Source organism: Pseudoalteromonas sp. 2CM36K (assembly GCF_023161865.1).
In the GTDB taxonomy this organism is placed as follows: domain Bacteria; phylum Pseudomonadota; class Gammaproteobacteria; order Enterobacterales; family Alteromonadaceae; genus Pseudoalteromonas; species Pseudoalteromonas tetraodonis.
This window is the reverse complement of record NZ_JALNTK010000025.1, coordinates 14,167-35,889: the sequence shown is the minus strand read 5'-3', so window position 1 is coordinate 35,889 and position 21,723 is coordinate 14,167. Positions and strand designations below refer to the sequence as shown.

Sequence of the window (21,723 nt, the reverse complement as noted above, 5' to 3'; positions counted from 1 at the left end):
ATTTTGCCGTACTATTTATAAGGGGGCGTAGTGTCTCATTCTGCTCAAGCCAAAGCTCAATACAACTTAAATAAGCTTCAAAAGCGTTTACGCCGCCTCACAGGTCAAGCTGTCATGGACTTTAACATGATTGAAGAAGGCGACCGCATTATGGTGTGCTTATCGGGTGGCAAAGACAGCTACACTATGCTCGACATGTTGCAACATTTACAACGTGTTGCACCTATCAAATTTGATTTATTTGCAGTAAATCTCGACCAAAAACAACCTGGTTTTCCTGAGCATGTGCTTCCTGAGTATCTTGATAATTTAAATATTGAATACAAAATTGTAGAAGAAGATACCTACAGTATTGTTACTGATATTATTCCTGAGGGTAAAACAACCTGCTCGCTTTGCTCTCGCTTGCGCCGTGGTATTTTATATCGCACGGCTAAAGAGTTAGGTGCGACTAAAATTGCACTGGGCCATCACCGCGATGACATGATAGAAACCTTGTTTTTAAATATGTTTTATGGCGGAAAACTAAAAAGTATGCCGGCTAAACTAATGAGCGATAACGGTGAGCATATGGTTATTCGCCCATTGGCTTATTGTAAAGAAGCCGATATAAGCAAATATGCGTTCAGCCAAGACTACCCTATTATTCCGTGTAATTTATGTGGCTCACAAGAAAACTTACAGCGTAAACACACTAAAAATATGCTGGAGCAATGGAATAAAGAGCACCCAGGTCGTGTAGAGAGTATTTTCACCGCCATGCAAAACGTTGTGCCTTCACACTTAGCTGATAATCAATTATTTGATTTTACCAACTTGCAAACGGGTGACGTTATTGATGGGGGCGATATCGCGCTCGATAAACCAGATATTCCAAAAGCGCCAGTTAATCATGAACAAAATGAAACAAATCAAGCCGATGTGGTCACCATTAATTTAAGCTAATTTTTAAGGGTTTGCAGTAATGCAAACCCTTCACTTTGTTCTATGCTGCTACTGACCAGCAGCTAATCCTTGTAAAAACTCTAAACTCTGCATTTCTTGTTTGTTTGCCTGATAAGGCAACTGTTGTAAGCTGTCGTAAGCAAAATCATCAATAGTAAACTCGCTAATTTCACTTTCACCAAAACTGTTAAGCTCACCTGGGCTTGGCGACATACGTTCAATAACAAAGTCCCTCAACCGTAAGTCATTCGTTTGCTTGGGCAAAACAGACCAATGCGCTTTAAAGTCAATTTGCTGACTGCCCTCATTTAAACGTGCTTTAGCAACTAAATGTGCTAATGGCGAGGTGCCACTGTATAAGTTAGCTCTTAAACGGTAGAAGCCACTTTTTATAACTGTTAAATTGGCCGGTACTATCATGTTTTCATTACGTGTATAGGCGTTTTCAAAACCAGTTAAGGTTGCACTAGGCGGCATATAATGTATTTGTGCCACCACCGGGACTATTTTACCCGCGATATCGGCTTCAACTAATAATTGTAAATTACGTGGATAGTCTTCTTCACCTTTAAATATCATTGCCAGCTCGTTTTGACAAGCCACACCGCTTTGCGTTTTTAGCGACTTTTTGGTGTCTGTATCACTGAGTGTTACTACCACCTTACCTAAATTTGGGGCACTTACGGTTAGCTCTATAGCTTGTGGATACACATACCGATATTTAGACAAGCTCACTGTTAACTCCCCGCCTTGCTCACCCACTGGGCTGCTAACAGGAAAGAACTGATTTGGCTTAGTCTTCATCAAATGCTGACTGAGTTACTGAGCTGGTTTTTGTTGTTGCCTTTGTCACAGGTTGGCTTAGCGTGCGCTGCTGAGCAGGAGGTGCCGATATCGGCTTTTTATCATTGAGAGGGGCTGGTTGCCGAATCCGCTGGTGCAAAAGCCGATGTGCATATAGATCACGGCTACCCTGTCACAGTAAACAATGTAGCACTCACCCAAAAAATGACCCCAACGCTTGTCCGTATTGCTGGTGCTGACAATATTATTACCACCGATTTAATTACCGGCGCAGAAGACTTTAGCTACTATGCGCTTGAAACCCCCGGGCTGTTTTACTTTTTAGGCGTCACTCCAAAAGATCAAAACGCTAAAACAGCAGCAAGTAATCATTCACCTTAGTTTTATGTTGACGAAAATGCCTTACAACTTAGCGTAGAATCACTATCACAACTGGTTGTTGGCTACTTACAATAACAACTCAACATAACAAACACAGGGCTAATAACCCTGTGCTTGTTTTATTAGAGAGTGTTATTCAGCTAATATAAATCCCCTTTCGCTTACCTTTAATTATAAATTCTCAAATTGGAAAGGACGCCTTAGTGACAGCAGAATATTTTAATTTTTTAAGCCTTATTGGCGTGGCATTCTTTGCAATTTCAGGTGCGTTATTAGGCCATGATAAAGATATTGGCGGATTTGGAGTGGTGGTTGTTGGCTCAGTCACTGCGCTTGGCGGTGGCACGCTCAGAGACATACTTCTTAACCAACCCGTTTTTTGGATAGCCAACCCCGATTTTTTATATGTCACCTATGTGGCTATTTTTGTCACTGTTATGTTTATTAGCCACTTACCCGATGTGTCTAACTATTACATGTTGTTGGTTGATGCAATTGGTATGGCTATTTTTAATGTGGTCGGTATCGAAAAAGCATTAATTGAAGGCACCACCATGATGGTTGCACTTACAATGGGCATGACTACGGGGATATTTGGTGGCTTAATACGCGACGTGATCTGTCGAGAAGTGCCGTTGGTGATGCGAGAAGAGCTCTACTCCACCGCCTGTTTTGCAGGAGGCTTGACCTATGCAGCGCTATTTTTATTAGAAGCCCCTTATTTATGGTGCATTCTTGGTTCGCTGTTGGTCAGTGTTTTTTTAAGATTGGGCGCGCTCCATTTTGGCTGGCAGCCCAATCTATTTAGAAAAAGAACACCAAAAATAAACGATTAGTATAAGCATTGCGTTACACTAATCGCTCATAGAGTCCTGATGCCCGTGACACACTTTTACCCATCGCCAGTTGCAGCACTTTTTTATCTGCTACCAGCTCAAAGGTCTGCTTTGCACGGGTAATACCGGTATACACTAATTGCCGGTTAATACCGACGCTTGCTTGTTTAAGTGGTGGCAATACCATAGCAGTGTAACTAAACTCTGAGCCTTGCGATTTATGAATGGTCATAACATACACTTTATCGTGCGCTGGGAGTCGTGCAGGTGAAAATGCACGTTCATTACCCTGCTCATCAATAAACAGTGCTTTGAGTTGGCCACTGTCATCAGGCATCAAAATACCTATATCGCCGTTAAAAAGTTTAAGTTGATAATCGTTTTGGCTAATCATAATAGGCATACCCGTGTAATGTCGCTGATTGGGGTTAACGCTAATTAACCCTTGCTGTTGCAATACACGCTCAATACGCTGATTTAAACTATTAACGCCGTAATCGCCCTCACGCACTGCTGCAAGTAATTGATAGCGGGCAAAAGCCTCATGCACTTTGGCAACACTCGCTCCTTGGGCAATCAGTGTTAAATAATCACCGTAGTGACTTGCCGCGCTGTTTATAAGCTTTTCAATCGGGGTAGAGACAAAATCGTAGTCTAAAATAACATCGCTAAAATGCCCTTGCGTACTGTGTTGTTCAACATAATTTAATATTCCTCGATCATTGGTATTAACAGCCAAAGCCAACTGGCCTATACCACTTTGGGCATCAAAGCGATAACTATGTTGTAAAAAGGCAATGCAATCAGCCAATTTAAACTCACTCTGAGTTTGCACGTCAAGTTTAGCGGTGCCATTAAAACACACCTTATTTAATTGCTCACAGCGTGCTTTTGAATACTGCGGTGTTTGCCCAAGCACTAAACCTTGGCATAAATCACTCATTACACTGCCGGTATCAACCGAGGCGAGTTGGTCCTTATCGCCAAGTAAAATCAATCGGGCATGCGCTGGTAGAGCCTCAATTAATTTGGCCATGAGCGATAAATCGACCATACTGGCCTCATCAATAATCAATACATCAACATGCAACGGATTGCTTTTATCGTGCCTGAATTTATTGGTAAATGGCTTAACTCCTAACAAACGATGAATAGTTTGCGCACTTTGCGGGATCAACGCATTAATATCAGCCGGTATTTCTGTGAGCTTATTTTTAGCCCCTAAAATTGACTCTGTTAGTCGTGCCGCTGCTTTACCGGTCGGTGCCACTAATTTTATGCTCAATGGTGCAGCCTGATATAACGACTGTAAAATGGCTAACAGCTTTGTCACCGTGGTGGTTTTACCTGTGCCAGGGCCACCGGTGATCACACTAAAGCCCTTTGTTGCAGCAATGGCACAAGCGACCTTTTGCCAATCAATATCAAGCGTTGGATCATCAGGAAAGTAGCGAGTTAATAACTCAGTAAGGACTTCATCATCAATATTGAGTTGTCGCTCACTCATTGCCAGTAATCGTTGCGCTAAGGTTTGCTCATACCCTGCTAAACGGGAAAAATACAACCGCTGATTAAACAATTGCAGCGGCTTGTGATCCCCCACACTGTTATGCGCGTGTAAGTAATTTATTGCCGCCTCAGTCGTAAAATCGTCACTAAATGGGGTGAGAGTGTCAGGTACGGTACCTTCTAACTTAGTAAAGTCGCTTTGGCGTAAATTAAACGGATTAGCCCAATCAACCTCTGTTAGAGTTAAACAACTATGCTGGCTTTGCTGCGATAAACACAGCATTAAAATAATATAAAATAGTTCGTCATAATCATGTTCAGTATTGTTACCACTGACTAATTCAGCCAGCTTTACATCCACAACACGTACGCGGTGCTGCTCAGTTAAATAGCTAAGCAGCGGCACAACTTTAGGTGTTTGAGTTACAGAGTCCGCTAGTTGTTCATTGAGTAACGCCGACTCATCAACAGGCGCGTTGTCAAAGTCATCAAACAAACCGGGTTGTTGGTTTAAATCACTCATAGCATCGCTCCTTGGCTAAACAAACCATCTAAAATAATAACTTGCTCTGCACTTAACTGTTTAAAGTACACCCCTTCACCCGCTGGCATACCGCGTAAAAAGGTATAATACACGCCGCCTAAATGCGTCTCTATGGCATAATCAGGAATACGCTGTTTAAGCAATCGATGCAGCGCTACGGTATAAATTAAATACTGTAAATGGTACTGGTGGCTGGTCATGGCTTGCTCAAGCTGCTCTGGCTCATAATCTGCGGGGGTACTGCCCAAATAATTCGATTTATAATCTAAAATATAATACTTGCCTTGGTAACAAAAAATTAAATCTATAAAGCCTTTTAGTAAGCCTTTTACATGGGCAAATTCAAGTTTGCTTTGGCTAAAACCAAAGTGTTTAATCAGCATTTCGTTGAGTTTAGGCGCACTTAGGCTAGCAAGCGGTAAGTTAAACTCCATTTCAACAAGACAATCTCTCGGTGATAATTGACTCAAGCTTAAATTATTTTCACTATTTAACGGGCAATTAAGCGCATCGAGTATCCATTGTTCGGTTATTGGCTGCCATTGTTCACTAATATGGTATTTTTCAAAAGCACGTTTAATTACTGCCGATAAGTTTTGCTCTGGATTTGAGGGGTGAACAAGCGGGCTGGTAAAATCAAGTTGCTCGAATATTTCGTGTAAGCAACTTCCTGGTTTTGCACCTTTTGGAAAACTATACGGTGAGAGAAGTTCATCTTGTTGCACCGCAAACTCATCTCTTTGATGATCTTCATCGCTGCGCCCAGGTGCCAGTTGGTCAGTATGCTTTTTAAAGCTTAAGGCACTAAAACTGGTTGCCCGCCAATCGCGTTCAATCTGCGTGGTTACAGTATTAATACTCAGCGCCTGCTTTTTAACGTGTTCATTATTAAAGCGAAGTATGCCCTGCTCGAGTAATTCACCCGAGGTAAATTGCAGATATTCCATCGAATCATTGGCATCACAAAACTCACTTAAATGAGTGCGCCACATTTGGCTGCTGGTTAACGCCAACCCTGAGAACAACACATGCCCAAGCGCACTACTTTGAATCGCTAAGCGGCTACTTTGCCCTTGCCCGATATTATATACACCCAAGGCACAAAAATGCACTGCACGGGTCAATGCGACATACAATAGGCGTAAATCTTCGGCTAGGCGCTCTTGCTCTGCTTGTTGCAAGGCGTCTTCGCCTTTACTTAAATCAAAAATTAACTTGCCGTTATGGTGATAAAGCGCGTCTTTAGTTTCACGATAGCCACTGGCAAAGGGCATAAATACCAATGGATATTCAAGTCCCTTTGAGGCATGCATAGTGACAATTTTAACCAAGTTTGCGTCGCTCTCTAAACGTACTTGCACTGTTTCGCCATCTTGCTGGCTCACCTTTTGCGCAAACCAACGCAACAAACGAAGTGTCCCTTCAAGCTCTATTTGTTTTTGCTGCAGTATTTCGCCAAGGTGTCTAAAATCGGTAAGCCAACGCTCTACGTTATAGCCCAAGCCTTGCCATTTGGCACTGAGTTGATTATGACTCAGTAAGCGCTCAAGCATCGCCATTGCCCCTTGCTTATGCCAAATATGGCTAAGTTGGGCAAAAAAGTTTAAGTGTTCTTGCCATGCATTTTCATCATCGGCCAAAGCAAAAATATCGTTATAACTTAAACAGAATAATGGCCCTGCGAGCACACCACGTAGAAGCGACTCGTCGTACTGGCCGTGCAATGCGGTTAAAAAGTTGAGTAAATGGTGACTTAGCTCTTGGCTAAATACACTATCACGAGACAAATACACGCTGGCAATATTGGCTTTGCTCAAGGCCTGCTTCATTATTTGCGCTTCAACGCGGTCGCGCACCAAAATACAAATATCAGCAGCGCTTACCGGCGTACTGCCAATACAGGCTATTCCTTGGTTTGCCTGCTCAAGTAAAGTAACTATTTTATTAGCAAAATGGGTGGCTAAATGTGCTTGCCCTAAGCCTTTACTCGTCGGTTTGCCTTTTTCATCGCCGGCTTCATCCACAAACACATTAAATTCAAAGGCGGTGGCCGGTTTGCCATCAATTAAAAATGTATCTTCGGCTTTTTTACCCTTGGCTTTCACTTTATTAAAAGGAATGGCATCGTTATAAATAAAGCTGTTGTCGTATTTACCAAACAAGCTATTTACGCTGTTGACGATATCACTGCTGGAGCGAAAATTAGTGCCCAATGTAAATTGTTGCGACTGCTCTACGGCCTCTTTGGCACCAATGTAGGTAAATATATCTGCGCCCCTAAAGCCATAAATAGCTTGTTTGGGATCGCCTATCATGGCTAAAGTGGTATTGCTTTGAGCATAAATTTTACTAAAAATACCGTACTGAATAGGGTCGGTGTCTTGAAACTCATCAATCATTGCCACCGGAAATAACTGCGCAATTTTTTGCGACAATACGTCACCCTGCTCACTATTAAGGGCTGTATGTAAATTAGTGAGTAGGTCATCAGGGGTGATCACGCTTTGTTCTTGTTTGCGTTTAACTATGGCCGCTTTTACCCAGCTCGCCGCATATTGCACTATCGCAATTTTTAGCCCTTGTTTAATGGTATTGTTAAGTGCGGCTAAGGCATCGAATTGGCTAATAAGTGGATGTGTCAGTAATGTGCCATTTTTTTTATAATTAGCGGTATTACTTAAATTCTCGCTGCTCCAAACCTCAAACGAATATTTGTTAGTACCAAATTCAAAAAAGTCATCATTGCCTAAGCAAAATGCTTCAAGCGCCGCTAAACTGCCTTTTCGCCCGGGTGTTTTTGAGCCACTTAAATCGGATGCTTTAACAGCACCAATAAACTCTTGCTCTAGGCACGTTTTTTTAAAAGCGGGTATAAGCTCTAAATATTCATCTCGCGCTTGCCACACATCCTCTAAATTTATTTGCGGCGTTATTTCGGCGTTAGCTTTATTTAAAATACTGCTTACTTGGCTAAATAATGATTCAGGTGCGGCAAACACCTCTAAAATCGCATCTGTTTTTTGCTTATTAAGCGGGTAGACAAACGCGCGCCAAAAATCTTTTATGGTCTCAAGCAGTATCTCGCGCTCATCTAAAATAAACTCTAAGTTAAACGCGACCCCCGACTCAAACGCATGTTGTTTTAGCATCCGCTGACAAAAACCATGAATGGTAAAAATAGCCGCCTCATCCATTGATTTAGCTGCTGCATCGAGTAAGTCAAACGCACGATGTTTATCATCTACTGCGGCTATTATACCTTCTATTAATTCATCGTTTGGCTGTTGCCCCAATAAGGCATCGCGCGCGGCAATAATACGGCTGCGTACCCGGTCTTTAATTTCTTGTGTTGCAGCATCGGTAAAGGTAACCACCAAAATTTGCTCAACACTCAATGGCGTACTCAGCTCACCGGGTATTTGCATGCCTAATAAATAGCGTAAATACAAACCCGTGATCGTGTAGGTTTTACCTGTACCCGCACTGGCTTCTATCAAACTTTGGCCTGATAAAGGCATAGTGAGTGGGTTAAGCGCTTGCATAGTCACTCTCCTTGGCATGCTCAAATAACGGGGCGAGTAATTTTTCGCTCCACTTAATAAACTCCTCTTGGCAATCATTGAGCGATTGCACCGTTAAACGAATATACGGATTTTCCCCTTCGCCTCGGCCAATATACTGTGGGCTAAATTTACTGTTAGCTTTTGCCATGTCGCCACCGCTTTTCACGTATTCATAACCGCTCACCGGAAAAAACGCCACCGGCGCATTTCGCAGTGCTTTGTATAGTTCAAACCAATCTGCAAGCAGCAAGTCAGCATTGGCTTTGCTCATAGGGGCAAAGCTAATTTGTTTATCTAAACCCAGTAATAAGGTTTCAACCTCTTGTTGCATGCTTTGAGCTGCCAGGTGATAAAGAAAGCCTTTTATTAAATCTTTGGCTTTAATACTGGCACTGCGGTAAAACACTTGTTTTTGCATATACACATGGTTAAGCCAGCCTTCAATGGTGGTATTTTCAAGCGCAAGTAACACTTCTATCGGTTCGCTTTTACCGGCTTTTATTTGCTCTTTTACTTGCCCTGCAAGCGCATCAACTCGGTGCTGCATACCCTCATAAATTAAGCTGCCAACATTGGCTTGGGGCAACTCACCGCGCTGCAGTATTTGCTCGGTACTGAGCGGCGTATTGTTAATGTTTGCTTCAAGTATTTCGTCAAGGTAAAAATAACGGCGCAGCGCATCTAAGCTAAACGGTTCTTCGTCTTTCGCTATATCGTTAAATTGCGGCAAGCGTAACCCTAAGCTTTGCTGATAAAAGCTCTCTTGGGCATGGCATACACTACGAATAAACACATCAAGATCAAGTAGCTCTGGGGGCGTTACATCAAGCGCAGTGATTGCTTTTGGCTCAATAGCCTCGCTAGGCAGCCAAATTGGGTTATAGCTGTGATTATTTACTCCCGCCTGTTCATCGCTAGGAGCTGAGTAATACAGGCTATTAAAAGGCTGCAAATGCTGCTGCGTAATAAGGCATTCAGGCAAGGGTTTATCACTGGGTTCGCTAAGTTTAAAACTGCGTCCAATGTATTCTAAAAGCTCACTTACTAGAGTTGATGGCATGCGCGGCTGGTTGTCAAAACACGAGCGGCCAATGTAGCTCATATATAAATTATCTCGGGCACTAAGAAGTGCTTCTAAAAAGAGGTAACGGTCATCGAGTTTACGTGAACGGTCACCTTTTTGCTTTTTAGAATAAGGTACTAAGTCAAAACCGATAGGCTGCACGGTACGTGGGTAATCGGCATCGTTCAAGCCTAGCATACACACCACCTTAAACGGCACGGCGCGCATTGGCATTAACGTACAAAAGTTCACTTGTCCTACTAAAAAGCGCTGACCTACACCTTTTTCTTGTATACCTTGCTTGATTAGATAGCTCACTATGAGCTGCGAAACGGCTTTACTGTAGTCGCCGTTGTCGTGGTGCTTCGCAATGTCTTCGAGCACCTTTTGCAGCACTAATAAATCCCAGCTGTCGTCGCTTTCACTCTCGTAAATAGCATTGAGTAGCTCACTTAATATATGGGCTTTATTAGAAAGCGTATCATCAGGGGTGAGTTTCGCTTTAAAGTCTTGAAGCACATCAATAAAATGCACCAGCTTATTGAGAGTATCAAGCGCCATACCTTCTACTTCATCGGCGCTGTAAATACCATTAAATGGGCACTGTTCGTCGCGCATGGCAATCCCCAGTAATAAACGGTTTAAGCCATGTTGCCAGGTATTTAAATCAATGGCGGGTAAATCAAAGCTTTGTTTATGCTCAGCGTTTATACCCCACTTTACCCCTACTCGCTCAAGCCAATAATGTATTTGCTCGTATTCATGGGCCTCTAGGCCAAATTTTTCGGCAATTTGCGTAACCTGTAATAAATCAAGAATATCCGACACGCCAAAGCGCGAAAACGGTAAATTAGCTAAACTGGCAAACGAGCTCAGTACTGGTTTTTCTTGCTCTATGGCTAAATCGGCAAGGGCGTATGGTATAAATCGGCTGCCCTGCGCACCACCAAAAACGGCCTCAATGTAAGGGCTATAAGTACCTACATCAGGCATCATCACAATGATATCTTTGGGGGTAAGCGTTGGGTTTTGATTAAACAAATTGAGTAAGTAGTCGTGCAGGCGCTCGACTTCCCTTAATGGTGTGTGGCAGTCACTTAACGTAATGCTGGTATCGTGTGCACTTATGGGCAGTTTACCCTCATCGTTTATAAACCATTCTTTGTTATCGGTAAGCGATTCACCTTTAAAGGCAAGTTGGTATATTTCGCTTTGCACTTGCCCAAGTAAGGTATCGTCAAACGCATCAATAAAACCATCAATCCAACGGGCATCAAGCTGCACCAGTTGCTCAAAATAATCGCGGCCGAGTTTACCCCACGACGACAACAACGGATTACCAATAAAATAGTATTCTTCATCAGGATTCGTTTGCTTTTTTTGCTGCGCTTCCACCAGCGGCATTTTGGCGTATTTAGCGTTTATTTTAGCCGCTGTTTTTTCATCGATTATATCGCCCCAATAATGCTCGCTGGGGTTAAAAAAGAATAAAAACACCTCAGTTTTTTTACTCAAGGCTTCAAACACGTCAAGCTGTGAGCTGGCAATAGCAGATATACCAAATAGGCTAATACGCTTTGGCAATAAGCTGCTATCCATACTCTCAAGGGCGCTGAGTAATTCTCCTTGCATGTTGGCGCGGTGAAATTGACTTTGCCCTAGCTGTTTGCTTAATTTGACAAGGCGGCGCCACAAATCGGGTTGCCAAGGAGCAATGCTGATATCTACATCGTCAAGCGTATCAACACCGCTATCCCATTTGGCTATCCAATGGGGGCGATACATTAAATATTGGTCGTACACATCGGCTATTTTTTCACATAGGGCAAAGGTTTTTTGGCCGTCAATATCCCCCTCTAAATAGGTTTTTAGGGGTAAATACAGTGGCTCGTCAATACAAGTAGGTAAAATTGCAAACAGTTTCCAAGCAAGGTTCGGTTTATTAAACGCCGACTCTTTAGGCACGTTTGGCAATAGTTGCTGGTACAACTGCCAAATAAAGCTCGACGGCAGCGGAAAGTCTACCTGCGCAGCTACGCCTAAATTTTCACTTAAACCAATTTTTAGCCACTGCGACATACCCGGCGATTGCACTAACACCACTTCTTTATCAAATGGGCTTTGCAATGGGTTTATTTTTAATAGCTGATGAAACTGCGCTTGCAGGGCTTCCATACGGTTTGATTGAATAATATTGAGCATACGATACCAGCCTTAATTGAGATACAGCCAGTGTAAGATATTTTCAATTTAAGCGGTAGCGCTAAGGAGACATTGGCGTTAATAAATCAGAAAGTTAGCCCGCCGATAGATGAACTTTTAAACGCACAGCTTTAACCGCAGTGCGTTTATTATTTAACCTGAACTGTGGATAATAAATCCATCTCAAGCAGCTATTTTCAGCGCTAACTGCGTTGAATTTACTTACAATAGGCTAGCTATTGACGCGTAATTTCGCCTTGTTTTCACTAAAAATCTCTAGCTAGAGAAAATAAACATAAATATCATTTTGATTCAATATGTTAGTAAATCTCTTAACCAGAGTTCAGGTTATTTAAATGGTGATGCTATTTATAAGGACTAATACTTGAAAGACTAAAGTCACTTTGCATAATAACTTGCCCATCAATGCCTTTAAGCTTTAATGAAATAGCAGGGTCGACTTGTTGCCAGTCTATACTTAAATCACCATAGTTAACATTATGTGTGTAATCACCGACACGATGCTGGTTAGGGCTAACGTCTTTCCACTTTTCTGTCAGGCCTGAGCTGGTCATTTCAATAAGCGGGTAATCAAGATTGTGTTGATACCTTGAAATCTCGCCCCAATGGGTATCGCCGCTGATGATCACCACGCCATTTACTTGGTGTTTTTTAATTAGCTCAAATAAACGGTTTCGATCCTCAGGAAAATTTGCCCACGACTCCCAACCGGTAAAATCAGGCAGTAACTGCAAGCTTGACGCTATTAGCTTTATTGCCGCTGGCTTTTTAAGCTCGGCTTCAAGCCATTGCCACTGTGCCTCTCCTAGCATTGATGCGCCTTTAACTTCAGTTGGACTGTACGGGCCTTGGTTATTTGCTTTACGCTTTGTAAAATACTCAAGTTCGCTCACTGAATTAAGCTTATCGCGATTAAAACGTAAGTCAGGCATGATCACCTGCACGGTTTGCTCGCCTTTGCCATACATGTACGAGGTATAAATACCATCAGGGCGGGTACGGCGTTTTGAATTAGCAGGTTCTTGCCAAAAGTCGAGCATAATTTGCCGCGATGCTTCTTTATGCGGATACTCTTTACCCGCATCGTTTTGACCATAATCGTGATCATCCCACATGGCTATTATTGGTGTTTTTGCGCGTAGTGCTTTAAAGCCAGGCTTTGCCCCAAGGCGTTGGTATTTATTTTTAAGTACAGCCATGTCGTTAGTATCGCCATAAATGTTATCGCCTAAAAAAATAAATAAATCACTCTGCTCTTTATTTATCGCATTAAATATAGGAATGTCTTTATCTTGATGCCCGCAAGAACCAAATAATATTTTAGACGGCGCAGCCATTGCTCCACTGCTAATCACAATAGTCAGTGACAGTGCAGAATAGGTAAGGGTTTTTAGTAACTGTTTCATTTTAAAATCTCGTTAATAGCCGGTGCCATATTAGGGTTAATTATGTGTGGATTTTGCCCAAGTGCTTTTAAAACGGTGGCGGCAACTTGCGCTTGTTTAAGCTCGTTTTTAGTTTTCATTAAACCGTTATTTTTAATTGCAGGGCCAATAGCTGCCAGCCAAATATGCTCAGAGCCAATAATTCCCTCAGGAAATGCCTTTTTACCCTGCTCCGACTTTGCTAATGCCCGTTTAGAGCTGTGATGTTGCCAATCGTTTGCGTAGCTGCCACGCCCATGATCGGTGGTAACAATTAACGTAGTATTATTTTTATAACCTGGGGTACTTTGAATGGTTTGCCACAAATCATTTAAAAATGCATCGCTTTGTTTGGCCGACTTTAAATAGGCATCGTAATGCCCATCGTGAGCAAAGTCGTCAGTCTCTCCTAAACTAATCACCAGTAGTCTTGGTTTTTTCGCCAGCATATACGCTTTGGCAAAACGATAGGTAAAACTATCAAGCCGTACATTGTGCCATGGGCTGGGGATTTCTGTTTGTAATGCGTTTAACAGGGGCGCATCGGCAAATAAATCATCGGCAATAGGCATAAATCCTGCGTTTACATACACATGACTACGCTTAGTATTTACAATGTAAGGAAACACATCCCAACTACCAAATAATGCGGTGCTGTTTTTAAATTCAGGTTGGGCGTTTAAACGCTCTAAAATAGTTTTATTTGGGTTGAATACCTTGTCGTTACTGTTGATACTTTCATCCATTTCACCAGTAAGAATTTCGTTATACCCAGGGTATGAAAAATACCACGGATTACTCACCGACATAGTTGAGCCTTTAGCCCTATTGCCAATAATAACGCCTTGTTTTGCGATAGTTTGAGTTAAAAATGGCATTAACAACTGTTGGCGCTGTTGCACACTTTCATCCCAAAATTCATTGCTTAACTGTGCTGGTTGCTTAACAAACTCTTTATTATTGAGCAGGTTTTTATCGGCACCATTAAATACTTCCTGCCAGCGCACGCCGTCAAGGGTGACTAACACTACATTTTGTTGAGCAGCCAATGCCACATTATTAAACAATAAAATTAAACTTAACCCGATAATTTTTATCATGCTTTTCATGGTGTTCTCATCAACTTTATATAGTAAAAAGCCCATCGATGATGGGCTTATATAAGATTACTTTAGGTTTAAAAAGTAGCCGTTAACGTCACGGCTGCTGTGCGTGGGGCGCCAATAAAGTAAGTACTCCCATTGCCCGTACCACCTGCCAAGTAACTTTTATCGGTAATGTTATAAACCACAAAGGCAATATCAACGGCTTTAAACGGGCCTGCGTTAACTTCGGCTGAATAACCTGCGTTTAAATCAAGCACGGTATAGCCATCAACGTCGCCACGCTCACCGGTGTATTTAGCCGATAAACCAAAGCGGAAATCGCCACTGTAGTAATCGGTTGATAGCACAAATAAATCATCCACTGAGTCAATTACTTTGCCTCCTGCCTCAAAGCCTGGCGCATCGCCTTTGTATTCAGAGCTATTATTGGTGTATGAGCTATACACATTCCACTCATTATTAAGCATATAACTTGCTGACAGCTCTAGACCTTTGGACTCAATACCGCCCACATTGAGGTACGAGCCGTTTGTGCCTATGGTGTAGTCTATACCGCCGGTATCGCTGCCAGGTGCTATAAAGGTGATGCGGTTATCAAACTCAATTGAATAGGCCGTTGCTGTTAATTTAAGTGCATTATTTTGATAGCGTACACCCAGGTCAATATTTTCAGCCGTTTCTGGCTTAATAGCTGATAAGTCAGAGCTATCGCGTTCAAGCACACCGTCTTTAATGGCGGCAAAGTTTTCGCTATAGCTGGTAAATAACTCAGTATTACTATTTAGCTGATACAAAATGCCGCCAATAAATAGTAGGTCTGAATCACTGTTTACTTTAGCTGTTGTGGCGTTTTTATAGTGGTCATACTTTTCTATATCCACTAAGTATTTTTTTACCCCTAGGTTTAAGGTAAGGTCACCTAGTGTCATTGAGTCTTGTGCATACCATTTAAGCGTATCAGTCTCAAAGGTGTTTTTGTATTGCGTCCAGTATGGGGTGTTATCAAAATGATGATAAATACGGGCATCGATTACTTTATGCCAATCACGCGACTCATCACGGTCACTTTGCTCATACCAAAAACCCGCTTCTATATCGTGCATGCCAAAGCTAGCCTGATAATTAGCAGTTACCCCTAAACGATCTTTATTGTAATGAGTATGACGATAAGACATAACAGGCGTTGCATCAGCGTCGTAACACGCAGGATTAAGCTCAGGACCCGACTCCCACGGCCAATTTAAACTTGCGGTACAACCTGCGTTCGGTGCAAGTGGATTACCGTTGCTATCTGTAAAGCCATAAGAGCCTGCGTTTGTGCCCCCCTCGGTGGTTGGGTTGCCATTTTCATCTACAGGGGACGTTAAATAAGGTGGGATCCAATCGCCACGACCAGAATTTTTATGATAATACGGGCTAACGGTTAATAATGATGTTGGAGAAATCGCGTATTCAAATTTTAAATAGCCTAGGGTATTTTCACGCAAGGTGCCCCAACCTTCTGCAAACATTTGGTCAAAGTGCGGAACGCCTGTCCAGTTCCATGTTAACTGATCCCAATTAGGGGTTTGTTCAAATTGCTCTAGGCTCACGCTATTGTAGTTGGTCTCGCTTACATCGTCGTACGATAAACGCCCTGTAATAGTTAACTCATCCAAGGTGGTAACAAATTTCGCTTCAGCGTGTTGGTTATCTTTTCCGCCATTGCTGCCTGAGCCAATCCAGCGGCTGGTATCGGTTTGTGAGTAACTCACGTACGCTTGGGTATTTTCGAAAATGGTGCCAGTTTCGTGCTTAACATAATAACGCGAAGCGTCGTGACTGCCTGAGGTATAAGCAAAAGTGGTGCTTTTATCTAAACTCGGTGCTTTACTTACAAAATTAAAAGTACCGCCTAATGCCTCTAATGAGGCCGATTTAATGTCTGAGCTACCTTGGCCAACTTCCACTGTCACCAAGTTTTCGCTATCGAGATAACGATTCGCTTTAGCCCCGCCACCATAATTAGAGCCACCATTAGGAATGCCGTCTATCGTCATACCTAATTGCTGTTGGTTAGAGTCAATACTAAAACCACGCATGGTGATAGTTGTTGACCAATCGTCGCCGCCAAATGCGTCGCCTTCGTTTATGCTAATGCCAGGTAAGTTATCTATTACTGATAACACGCTCGATACCGAGCTTTGTTGCTCAAGCATGGCAGGCTCAATAACGTTGTTTGCATAACTAGTTGGTTTTGCAGTAACGGTTACTTCTTCTATCACGTCATCGTTAGCATAAGCAGATGTTGATACCGCCATGGCCACAGCCATGCTCAAAATCGATTTATTTTTTAAAGCGCACATTGTTGTCCCGTTTGTTTCTAATTATAAAAGGTAATGATGAAAGCGGGCACAGTCTATTTTTTAAATATGACAACGAGGGGCAATTTTATTGACAGCAAGATTAAACAATTATGAGTAAATTATGGCAAATAAATGTATAAAAAAAGACACTCACAGTTATCCATGAGTGTCCTATGGTTTTTACTAAATTAGCTGCTATTTCAATTCAGCTAGCATTTCATCACTGTAAGCTGTGACTTCTTCGCCGTTTTTAATTTTGCTAATGTAATCTGGGTTAGCAATTAGCGGACGACCAATAGCAATTAAATCAAATTTATTGTCGTTAATCGCTTCTTTGGCAGTTTCAAAACTATAACTACCTACCCCCACTAAGGTACTTGCATAACCAGCTCGTAAAAATTCAGAGGTTGATTTACCTTCTAGTGAATCAAAACGCATGCTGTCGTCAAAAATACCGCCATGTAAATAAGCTAACTTGCGGTTTTCAAGCTCTGGTAATAAGTAGTCAAATACTGCTTTATCGCGATTGTCTTCGCTCATATTAAAATAAGCACCTGGCGTTAAACGTATTGCGGTGCGTTCATTGCCTACTACATTAATAACTGCATCGGTTACTTCCAGTGCAAAGCGCGACATGTTTTCTGGTGTTTGGCCGTACTCGTCATCACGTTTATTTGCCGCATAATGTAAAAATTGGTCAATTAAATAGCCATTAGCACCATGAATTTCCACGCCGTCAAAACCCGCTTCCATCGCATTTTCTGCGGCTTTAGCGTAATCGGCCACTAAGCCTTTAATATCATCTTTAGTGGCAGCTTTTGGCGTAATATAAGTTAGCTCGCGCATACGCGGTACTGAACCTTCAACCCCTATTGCAGATGGCGCCAAAACATCACCACCAAAAAAGTGAGGGTGAGCAACACGGCCAACATGCCATAGTTGTGCAAACATTTTTCCGCCATTGGCATGTACTGCATCAGTGACTTTTTTCCAACCTTGAATTTGTTCGCTAGTGAAAAGCCCAGGTGTATTTGGATAACCTTGAGCATCAGCACGGATAATAATGCCTTCACTAATAATTAAGCCTACATCAGCACGGCGAGCGTAGTAATCAACCATGGCTTGTGTTGGCACTAAATTGTCATCTGCCATACAACGGGTCATTGGTGCCATAAGTACGCGGTTTTGCAGTTCTATGCTGTTATTTAATTTAAAAGGTGAAAGTAAGTCAATCGACATAATGTTTATCCTTTATTGAATGTACATTCAAGATAAGGTCACTTGAATGAATATTCAAGTATAATTTTGAAACTTTGTTTAAGATTGCGTAAACTCCACCTAAGCCTAAGAAAAATAAATTTATTCATTACTACTCTCTCCACTAAAAGAGTCATTATGAGAACTGCAGAATTTGATACAGAGTTTGTACTGCGCCAAGCTATGGCCATGTTTATGCTTCATGGCTATGCAAAAACCAGTATGCAAAAACTGACTCAAGCCACCCATTTACATCCGGGCTCGTTATACGCGGCATTTGGAAGTAAAAAAGGCATTTTTTTAGCCGCTACTGAGCAATACCAAACCGATCGCAATACACAGTTTACGGCGCTGTTTGAGCACAGCAGTTGTATTTTAGATACGCTGAAACAATACCTTAATATCATTGTGCAAGAATGCGTTGACGGTGAAGCAACCAAAGTGTGCCTACTCACAAAAAGCATTAGCGAGGTAGAGGGTAACGATCCACAAATTTGCCACGTATTGCGTACTAATTTAACTGCATATGAGCATGCTTTTGCGCAGCAGTTACAAAAAGCAATTGATAATAAAGAAATTACCAATGGCCGAAGTGCCATAGAGCTGGCACGATTTTGTGTTATGGGTATATATGGATTACGCACCTACGCATTAACAAACCAAGACCCCGACGCACTAAACCAACTAGCCAATGAGCTACTAGCAGCCATCAGTTAAACTAAATTTTAAAGCGCAGCAGCTCGCTGCTCTTTGTATACTCCACAGTGAGAGAGAGCCAAAAATGACCACTGACAATTTATCAAAGCAAGACGACGTAATTTTAGGCCTTGGCGCAAAAAAACGACTCGCATACATGTACGAAACTGTGCAACAGTTTAAGCAAGTGTGGATTTTAAACGATGACGACGGCTGCGTAATGCTCACTAACGAAGACGACGATTGCGTGCCGGTATGGCCAACACGAGAATTCGCACAAGCCTGGGCAACCGGCGAATGGCAAGGATGTACACCTAAAGCAATTCCAACTGCAGATTGGTTTAGTCGCTGGACACCTGGTCTTGAAGAAGACGACTTACTGGTGGCCGTGTTCCCTACCGAAGAAGACGACGGCACAATTTTATTCCCTGATGAGTTTCAAGCCCAGTTGAGTAAATCAATTAGGAAGTATTAAATTTTAGGGCCTGTTGACCTTTCAGGATTAAAATTTGTTCAATCTAGGGGCCATTTAATCGCGGCGCGAGGTTTGTAACCTAGTGGGCTAAGTAAAAACCGAGCAAAGCTTCCGCGTCCTGCTCACGCCCCTTACCTACATCCATGTAGGCAACAAAGAGTAAATGACCCCTAGGCAGAAACCCTTCGGGCAGCGCCTGTTTGGCATTTACGCTACGTTATCGCCTATTTATGGGGAACAACCACACTACATAGGCTCTGCCTTGCCTAATTACCAAACAGACTGCTGAAAATTCAACCTCGAAAGATAAACAGGCCCTTAAGCATTAAAAGAAAAGTTTATTTACCAAAAGGTTATAAAGCATTTATTATAGTGTTGTAACTTACTTTTATAAAAATCGACTTGGGTGGACGTCAATTCCACCCCTGTAAAAAATCGAATAAAGTAATCAATGTTCAGGTAAATTTAATAAAAAATATACGTTTATTTTCTGTGTTTAAATTGGGGTCTACATGCTGTTCAATACAAAATATAAAAACAAAATTAATGAGTTAAATAACGAGTTAATGCAATTAAAAAAAACCAATGAAAAACTTGAGGCGCAATTGTTAGCAGCAAACAGCGAGAAATCACAACTAAACGACAATGAAATAGCAAACAATACGGCCTTTGTAAAACAGCGTGAATTAAACACCTTATCATTACAGTCATCTTATTTAATGAGTGACATCAGAGAAAGCTTAGCCTCAACTTCACATAAACTAATTAATGATATTACGTCATTTAAGTCATCCCAAGAATTACTTGATACAATTTTAGATATGTTAGCAACGACTTCATCGTCAACACATAATATCTCAAGAGATACAAAATCAGCCACTAAATCCGTTAAAGAATTGCAGTCAGTAACAACCGGAATTAATGATTTTGTAAACATAATTAAAGGGATTTCTGATCAAACAAATTTACTTGCACTTAATGCGGCCATCGAGGCCGCTAGAGCCGGAGAACAAGGACGAGGCTTTGCTGTTGTGGCAGATGAAGTAAGAACGCTCGCTCAGCGCTCTTCTGATGCATCTAACGAGATCTCTAATTTAATAGCTAAGGTCAATGAGCAAATGCAAAGCGTTGTAACTAACATTACTAGCGTTAGCGAAGAAAGTAATGGCATTGCAAATAGCTCATCAGAAATTGATGCTACCGCTAAAAAGGTGGTTGAACTATCACAAAATATGTATAGCGTTATTGTTAATTCAAGTGCCGATGCATTTATTCAAACAGTAAAAATGGATCACATTGTATGGAAATACGATATTTATAAAGTCATTTTAGGCCAATCAAATAAGACTGCAGAAGACTTTTCTGATCATACCATGTGTCGTTTAGGTAAATGGTATTACCAAGGTGAAGGTGCATTAAAATATTCAAGCATTAACGACTTTAAAGCATTAGAGCAACCACATGAAGACGTCCATAAGAATGGCTTTGCTGCTTTAGAAGCATTCCAATTAGGCGATATCAATACTGCTGTAGAAAAAGTATCTCTTATGGAGCAAGCAAGTTTTAAAGTAGTGGACATACTTAGCGCTTTATCACACAAAATTATGGATTATAACTGTAAATAAAATAGTCAAAAAACACCTCACTTTGCATAGCGTTATGATTCATAATCATTTGGCTATGCATACCAAACTTATATAAATCAATCACAAACTAATGACACCTCCACCTAAGCAATGCTGTTCAATAATCAAAAGTCGGATTTAATTCGTTATGGGCGCTTATTAATTATTGATACCTATAAACAACTTCCCAATAACGTAAATAATAAGCTCAATTGTAGCACTTGCCATCTTAATGAAGGGCGTGTAGCCAAAGCCGCGCCTTATGTGGGCATGAATGTGGTATATCCAAAGTATCGTTCACGTAATGCAAAAATAAACACCATTGAAGACAGAATTAATGGCTGTTTTCAACGCTCAATGAACGGTCAGCCACTGCCTACTAATTCAGTGCATATGCAGGCTATTGTCAGCTACATGAACTTTTTATCACAAAATATAAAAACAAAAACGATCTGCAAGACAACACAGGTTTTGTCACTATTAATAAAGAGCTAGTATCAAACGCCGATAACGGAAAAACTCTTTACGTTCAGCACTGTGCAAGCTGTCACCAACTAGACGGTCAAGGCTTATACCCTAATAATACTTACATGCTCCCAGCCATTGCCGGCAGTCAGTCGTTTAATGATGGTGCAGGTATGGCACGCACTTACACCGCAGCGGCATTTATTAAAGGAAATATGCCATTAGGCCAAGAAGGCATGTTAACCGAGCAACAAGCTGTCGATATTGCTTATTACTTTTCACATTTAGAACGCCCTATTTTTGCCAATAAAGCCGATGACTGGCCAAAAGGTGGCGCACCAAAAGACGTGCGTCGATAAATAACTAGATAGGTAAATAAATTAAGCATCGCTGGCGTATTTAAGTCACTCAACGACCCTCCTATTTACTGCTTTATATTTTACTCGCTCGTCAAAAAATGTA

The 21,723-nt window shown here is 41.6% G+C and carries 15 protein-coding genes and 1 pseudogene; 8 read left to right on the top strand and 8 right to left on the bottom strand.

Annotation, left to right across the window (positions count from 1 at the left end; translation table 11 throughout):
- Positions 1–30: 30 nt before the first annotated feature.
- A complete protein-coding gene (ttcA, locus tag MTN97_RS15020) occupies positions 31–945 on the top strand; it encodes a tRNA 2-thiocytidine(32) synthetase TtcA (protein ID WP_138626893.1) in 915 nt (304 codons plus the stop codon).
- Positions 946–993: 48 nt separating this feature from the next.
- Here the strand turns inward: ttcA and MTN97_RS15015 are convergent, their stop codons facing one another.
- Positions 994–1,749: a hypothetical protein gene (locus MTN97_RS15015; RefSeq protein WP_409418116.1), complete on the bottom strand. Its 756-nt coding sequence runs from the start codon at positions 1,747–1,749 to the stop codon at positions 994–996.
- Positions 1,750–1,863: 114 nt separating this feature from the next.
- Between MTN97_RS15015 and MTN97_RS15010 the strand changes: the two are divergent.
- A pseudogene (locus MTN97_RS15010) lies at positions 1,864–2,205 on the top strand (M20/M25/M40 family metallo-hydrolase); the annotation flags it as partial.
- Positions 2,206–2,333: 128 nt separating this feature from the next.
- Positions 2,334–2,966 (top strand): trimeric intracellular cation channel family protein, encoded by a 633-nt coding sequence (locus MTN97_RS15005; protein WP_138626892.1) that lies wholly within the window; start codon positions 2,334–2,336, stop codon positions 2,964–2,966.
- A 13-nt stretch (positions 2,967–2,979) separates the two neighbouring features.
- Here MTN97_RS15005 and recD read toward each other — a convergent pair whose 3' ends face one another.
- The 7 genes from recD to MTN97_RS14970 form a co-directional block, all read right to left on the bottom strand.
- The gene (recD, locus tag MTN97_RS15000; protein WP_248474771.1) at positions 2,980–4,998 is read right to left on the bottom strand and encodes an exodeoxyribonuclease V subunit alpha; all 2,019 of its coding nucleotides are present in this window, start codon (positions 4,996–4,998) and stop codon (positions 2,980–2,982) included.
- The gene (gene recB / locus MTN97_RS14995) at positions 4,995–8,561 is read right to left on the bottom strand and encodes an exodeoxyribonuclease V subunit beta (protein ID WP_248474770.1); all 3,567 of its coding nucleotides are present in this window, start codon (positions 8,559–8,561) and stop codon (positions 4,995–4,997) included. Before recB ends, recD begins: the two co-directional genes overlap by 4 nt.
- On the bottom strand, positions 8,548–11,847 hold the full coding sequence (gene recC, locus MTN97_RS14990) for an exodeoxyribonuclease V subunit gamma (protein WP_248474769.1): 3,300 nt from the start codon (positions 11,845–11,847) through the stop codon (positions 8,548–8,550). The genes recB and recC overlap by 14 nt, the downstream gene beginning before the upstream one ends.
- Before the next feature lie 365 nt (positions 11,848–12,212).
- Positions 12,213–13,274, bottom strand: coding sequence for an alkaline phosphatase D family protein (locus MTN97_RS14985; RefSeq protein ID WP_138627626.1), 1,062 nt, complete (start codon positions 13,272–13,274; stop codon positions 12,213–12,215).
- On the bottom strand, positions 13,271–14,401 hold the full coding sequence (locus tag MTN97_RS14980) for an alkaline phosphatase family protein (RefSeq protein ID WP_248474768.1): 1,131 nt from the start codon (positions 14,399–14,401) through the stop codon (positions 13,271–13,273). The genes MTN97_RS14985 and MTN97_RS14980 overlap by 4 nt, the downstream gene beginning before the upstream one ends.
- Positions 14,402–14,469: 68 nt before the next feature.
- A complete protein-coding gene (locus MTN97_RS14975; RefSeq protein ID WP_248474767.1) occupies positions 14,470–16,743 on the bottom strand; it encodes a TonB-dependent receptor domain-containing protein in 2,274 nt (757 codons plus the stop codon).
- Between the two features lie 195 nt (positions 16,744–16,938).
- Positions 16,939–17,982, bottom strand: coding sequence for an alkene reductase (locus tag MTN97_RS14970; protein ID WP_248474766.1), 1,044 nt, complete (start codon positions 17,980–17,982; stop codon positions 16,939–16,941).
- A 156-nt stretch (positions 17,983–18,138) separates the two neighbouring features.
- Here MTN97_RS14970 and MTN97_RS14965 point away from each other — a divergent pair, with 156 nt between their 5' ends.
- The 5 genes from MTN97_RS14965 (at position 18,139) to MTN97_RS14945 (ending at position 21,620) form a co-directional block, all read left to right on the top strand.
- Positions 18,139–18,717, top strand: coding sequence for a TetR/AcrR family transcriptional regulator (locus MTN97_RS14965; RefSeq protein ID WP_013464648.1), 579 nt, complete (start codon positions 18,139–18,141; stop codon positions 18,715–18,717).
- A 64-nt stretch (positions 18,718–18,781) separates the two neighbouring features.
- Positions 18,782–19,171 (top strand): DUF2750 domain-containing protein, encoded by a 390-nt coding sequence (locus MTN97_RS14960; protein ID WP_036983040.1) that lies wholly within the window; start codon positions 18,782–18,784, stop codon positions 19,169–19,171.
- A gap of 512 nt (positions 19,172–19,683) precedes the next feature.
- Positions 19,684–20,796, top strand: a complete 1,113-nt coding sequence (locus MTN97_RS14955; protein ID WP_248474765.1) for a methyl-accepting chemotaxis protein — start codon at positions 19,684–19,686, stop codon at positions 20,794–20,796.
- 111 nt (positions 20,797–20,907) lie between these two features.
- A complete protein-coding gene (locus tag MTN97_RS14950; protein ID WP_248474764.1) occupies positions 20,908–21,291 on the top strand; it encodes a c-type cytochrome in 384 nt (127 codons plus the stop codon).
- Entirely contained in the window at positions 21,222–21,620 is a 399-nt protein-coding gene (locus MTN97_RS14945; protein WP_312842966.1) for a c-type cytochrome, read from the top strand. Before MTN97_RS14950 ends, MTN97_RS14945 begins: the two co-directional genes overlap by 70 nt.
- The last annotated feature ends 103 nt before the right edge of the window (positions 21,621–21,723 follow it).

What these genes read in the sequence shown, in the direction of transcription:
- MTN97_RS15015 (WP_409418116.1), bottom strand. Translation starts at nt 1,749, where the DNA reads ATGAAGACTAAGCCAAATCAGTTCTTTCCTGTTAGCAGCCCAGTGGGT.
- recD (WP_248474771.1), bottom strand. Translation starts at nt 4,998, where the DNA reads ATGAGTGATTTAAACCAACAACCCGGTTTGTTTGATGACTTTGACAAC.
- recB (WP_248474770.1), bottom strand. Translation starts at nt 8,561, where the DNA reads ATGCAAGCGCTTAACCCACTCACTATGCCTTTATCAGGCCAAAGTTTG.
- recC (WP_248474769.1), bottom strand. Translation starts at nt 11,847, where the DNA reads ATGCTCAATATTATTCAATCAAACCGTATGGAAGCCCTGCAAGCGCAG.
- MTN97_RS14985 (WP_138627626.1), bottom strand. Translation starts at nt 13,274, where the DNA reads ATGAAACAGTTACTAAAAACCCTTACCTATTCTGCACTGTCACTGACT.
- MTN97_RS14980 (WP_248474768.1), bottom strand. Translation starts at nt 14,401, where the DNA reads ATGAAAAGCATGATAAAAATTATCGGGTTAAGTTTAATTTTATTGTTT.
- MTN97_RS14975 (WP_248474767.1), bottom strand. Translation starts at nt 16,743, where the DNA reads ATGTGCGCTTTAAAAAATAAATCGATTTTGAGCATGGCTGTGGCCATG.
- MTN97_RS14970 (WP_248474766.1), bottom strand. Translation starts at nt 17,982, where the DNA reads ATGTCGATTGACTTACTTTCACCTTTTAAATTAAATAACAGCATAGAA.
- MTN97_RS14965 (WP_013464648.1), top strand. Translation starts at nt 18,139, where the DNA reads ATGAGAACTGCAGAATTTGATACAGAGTTTGTACTGCGCCAAGCTATG.
- MTN97_RS14960 (WP_036983040.1), top strand. Translation starts at nt 18,782, where the DNA reads ATGACCACTGACAATTTATCAAAGCAAGACGACGTAATTTTAGGCCTT.
- MTN97_RS14955 (WP_248474765.1), top strand. Translation starts at nt 19,684, where the DNA reads ATGCTGTTCAATACAAAATATAAAAACAAAATTAATGAGTTAAATAAC.
- MTN97_RS14950 (WP_248474764.1), top strand. Translation starts at nt 20,908, where the DNA reads ATGCTGTTCAATAATCAAAAGTCGGATTTAATTCGTTATGGGCGCTTA.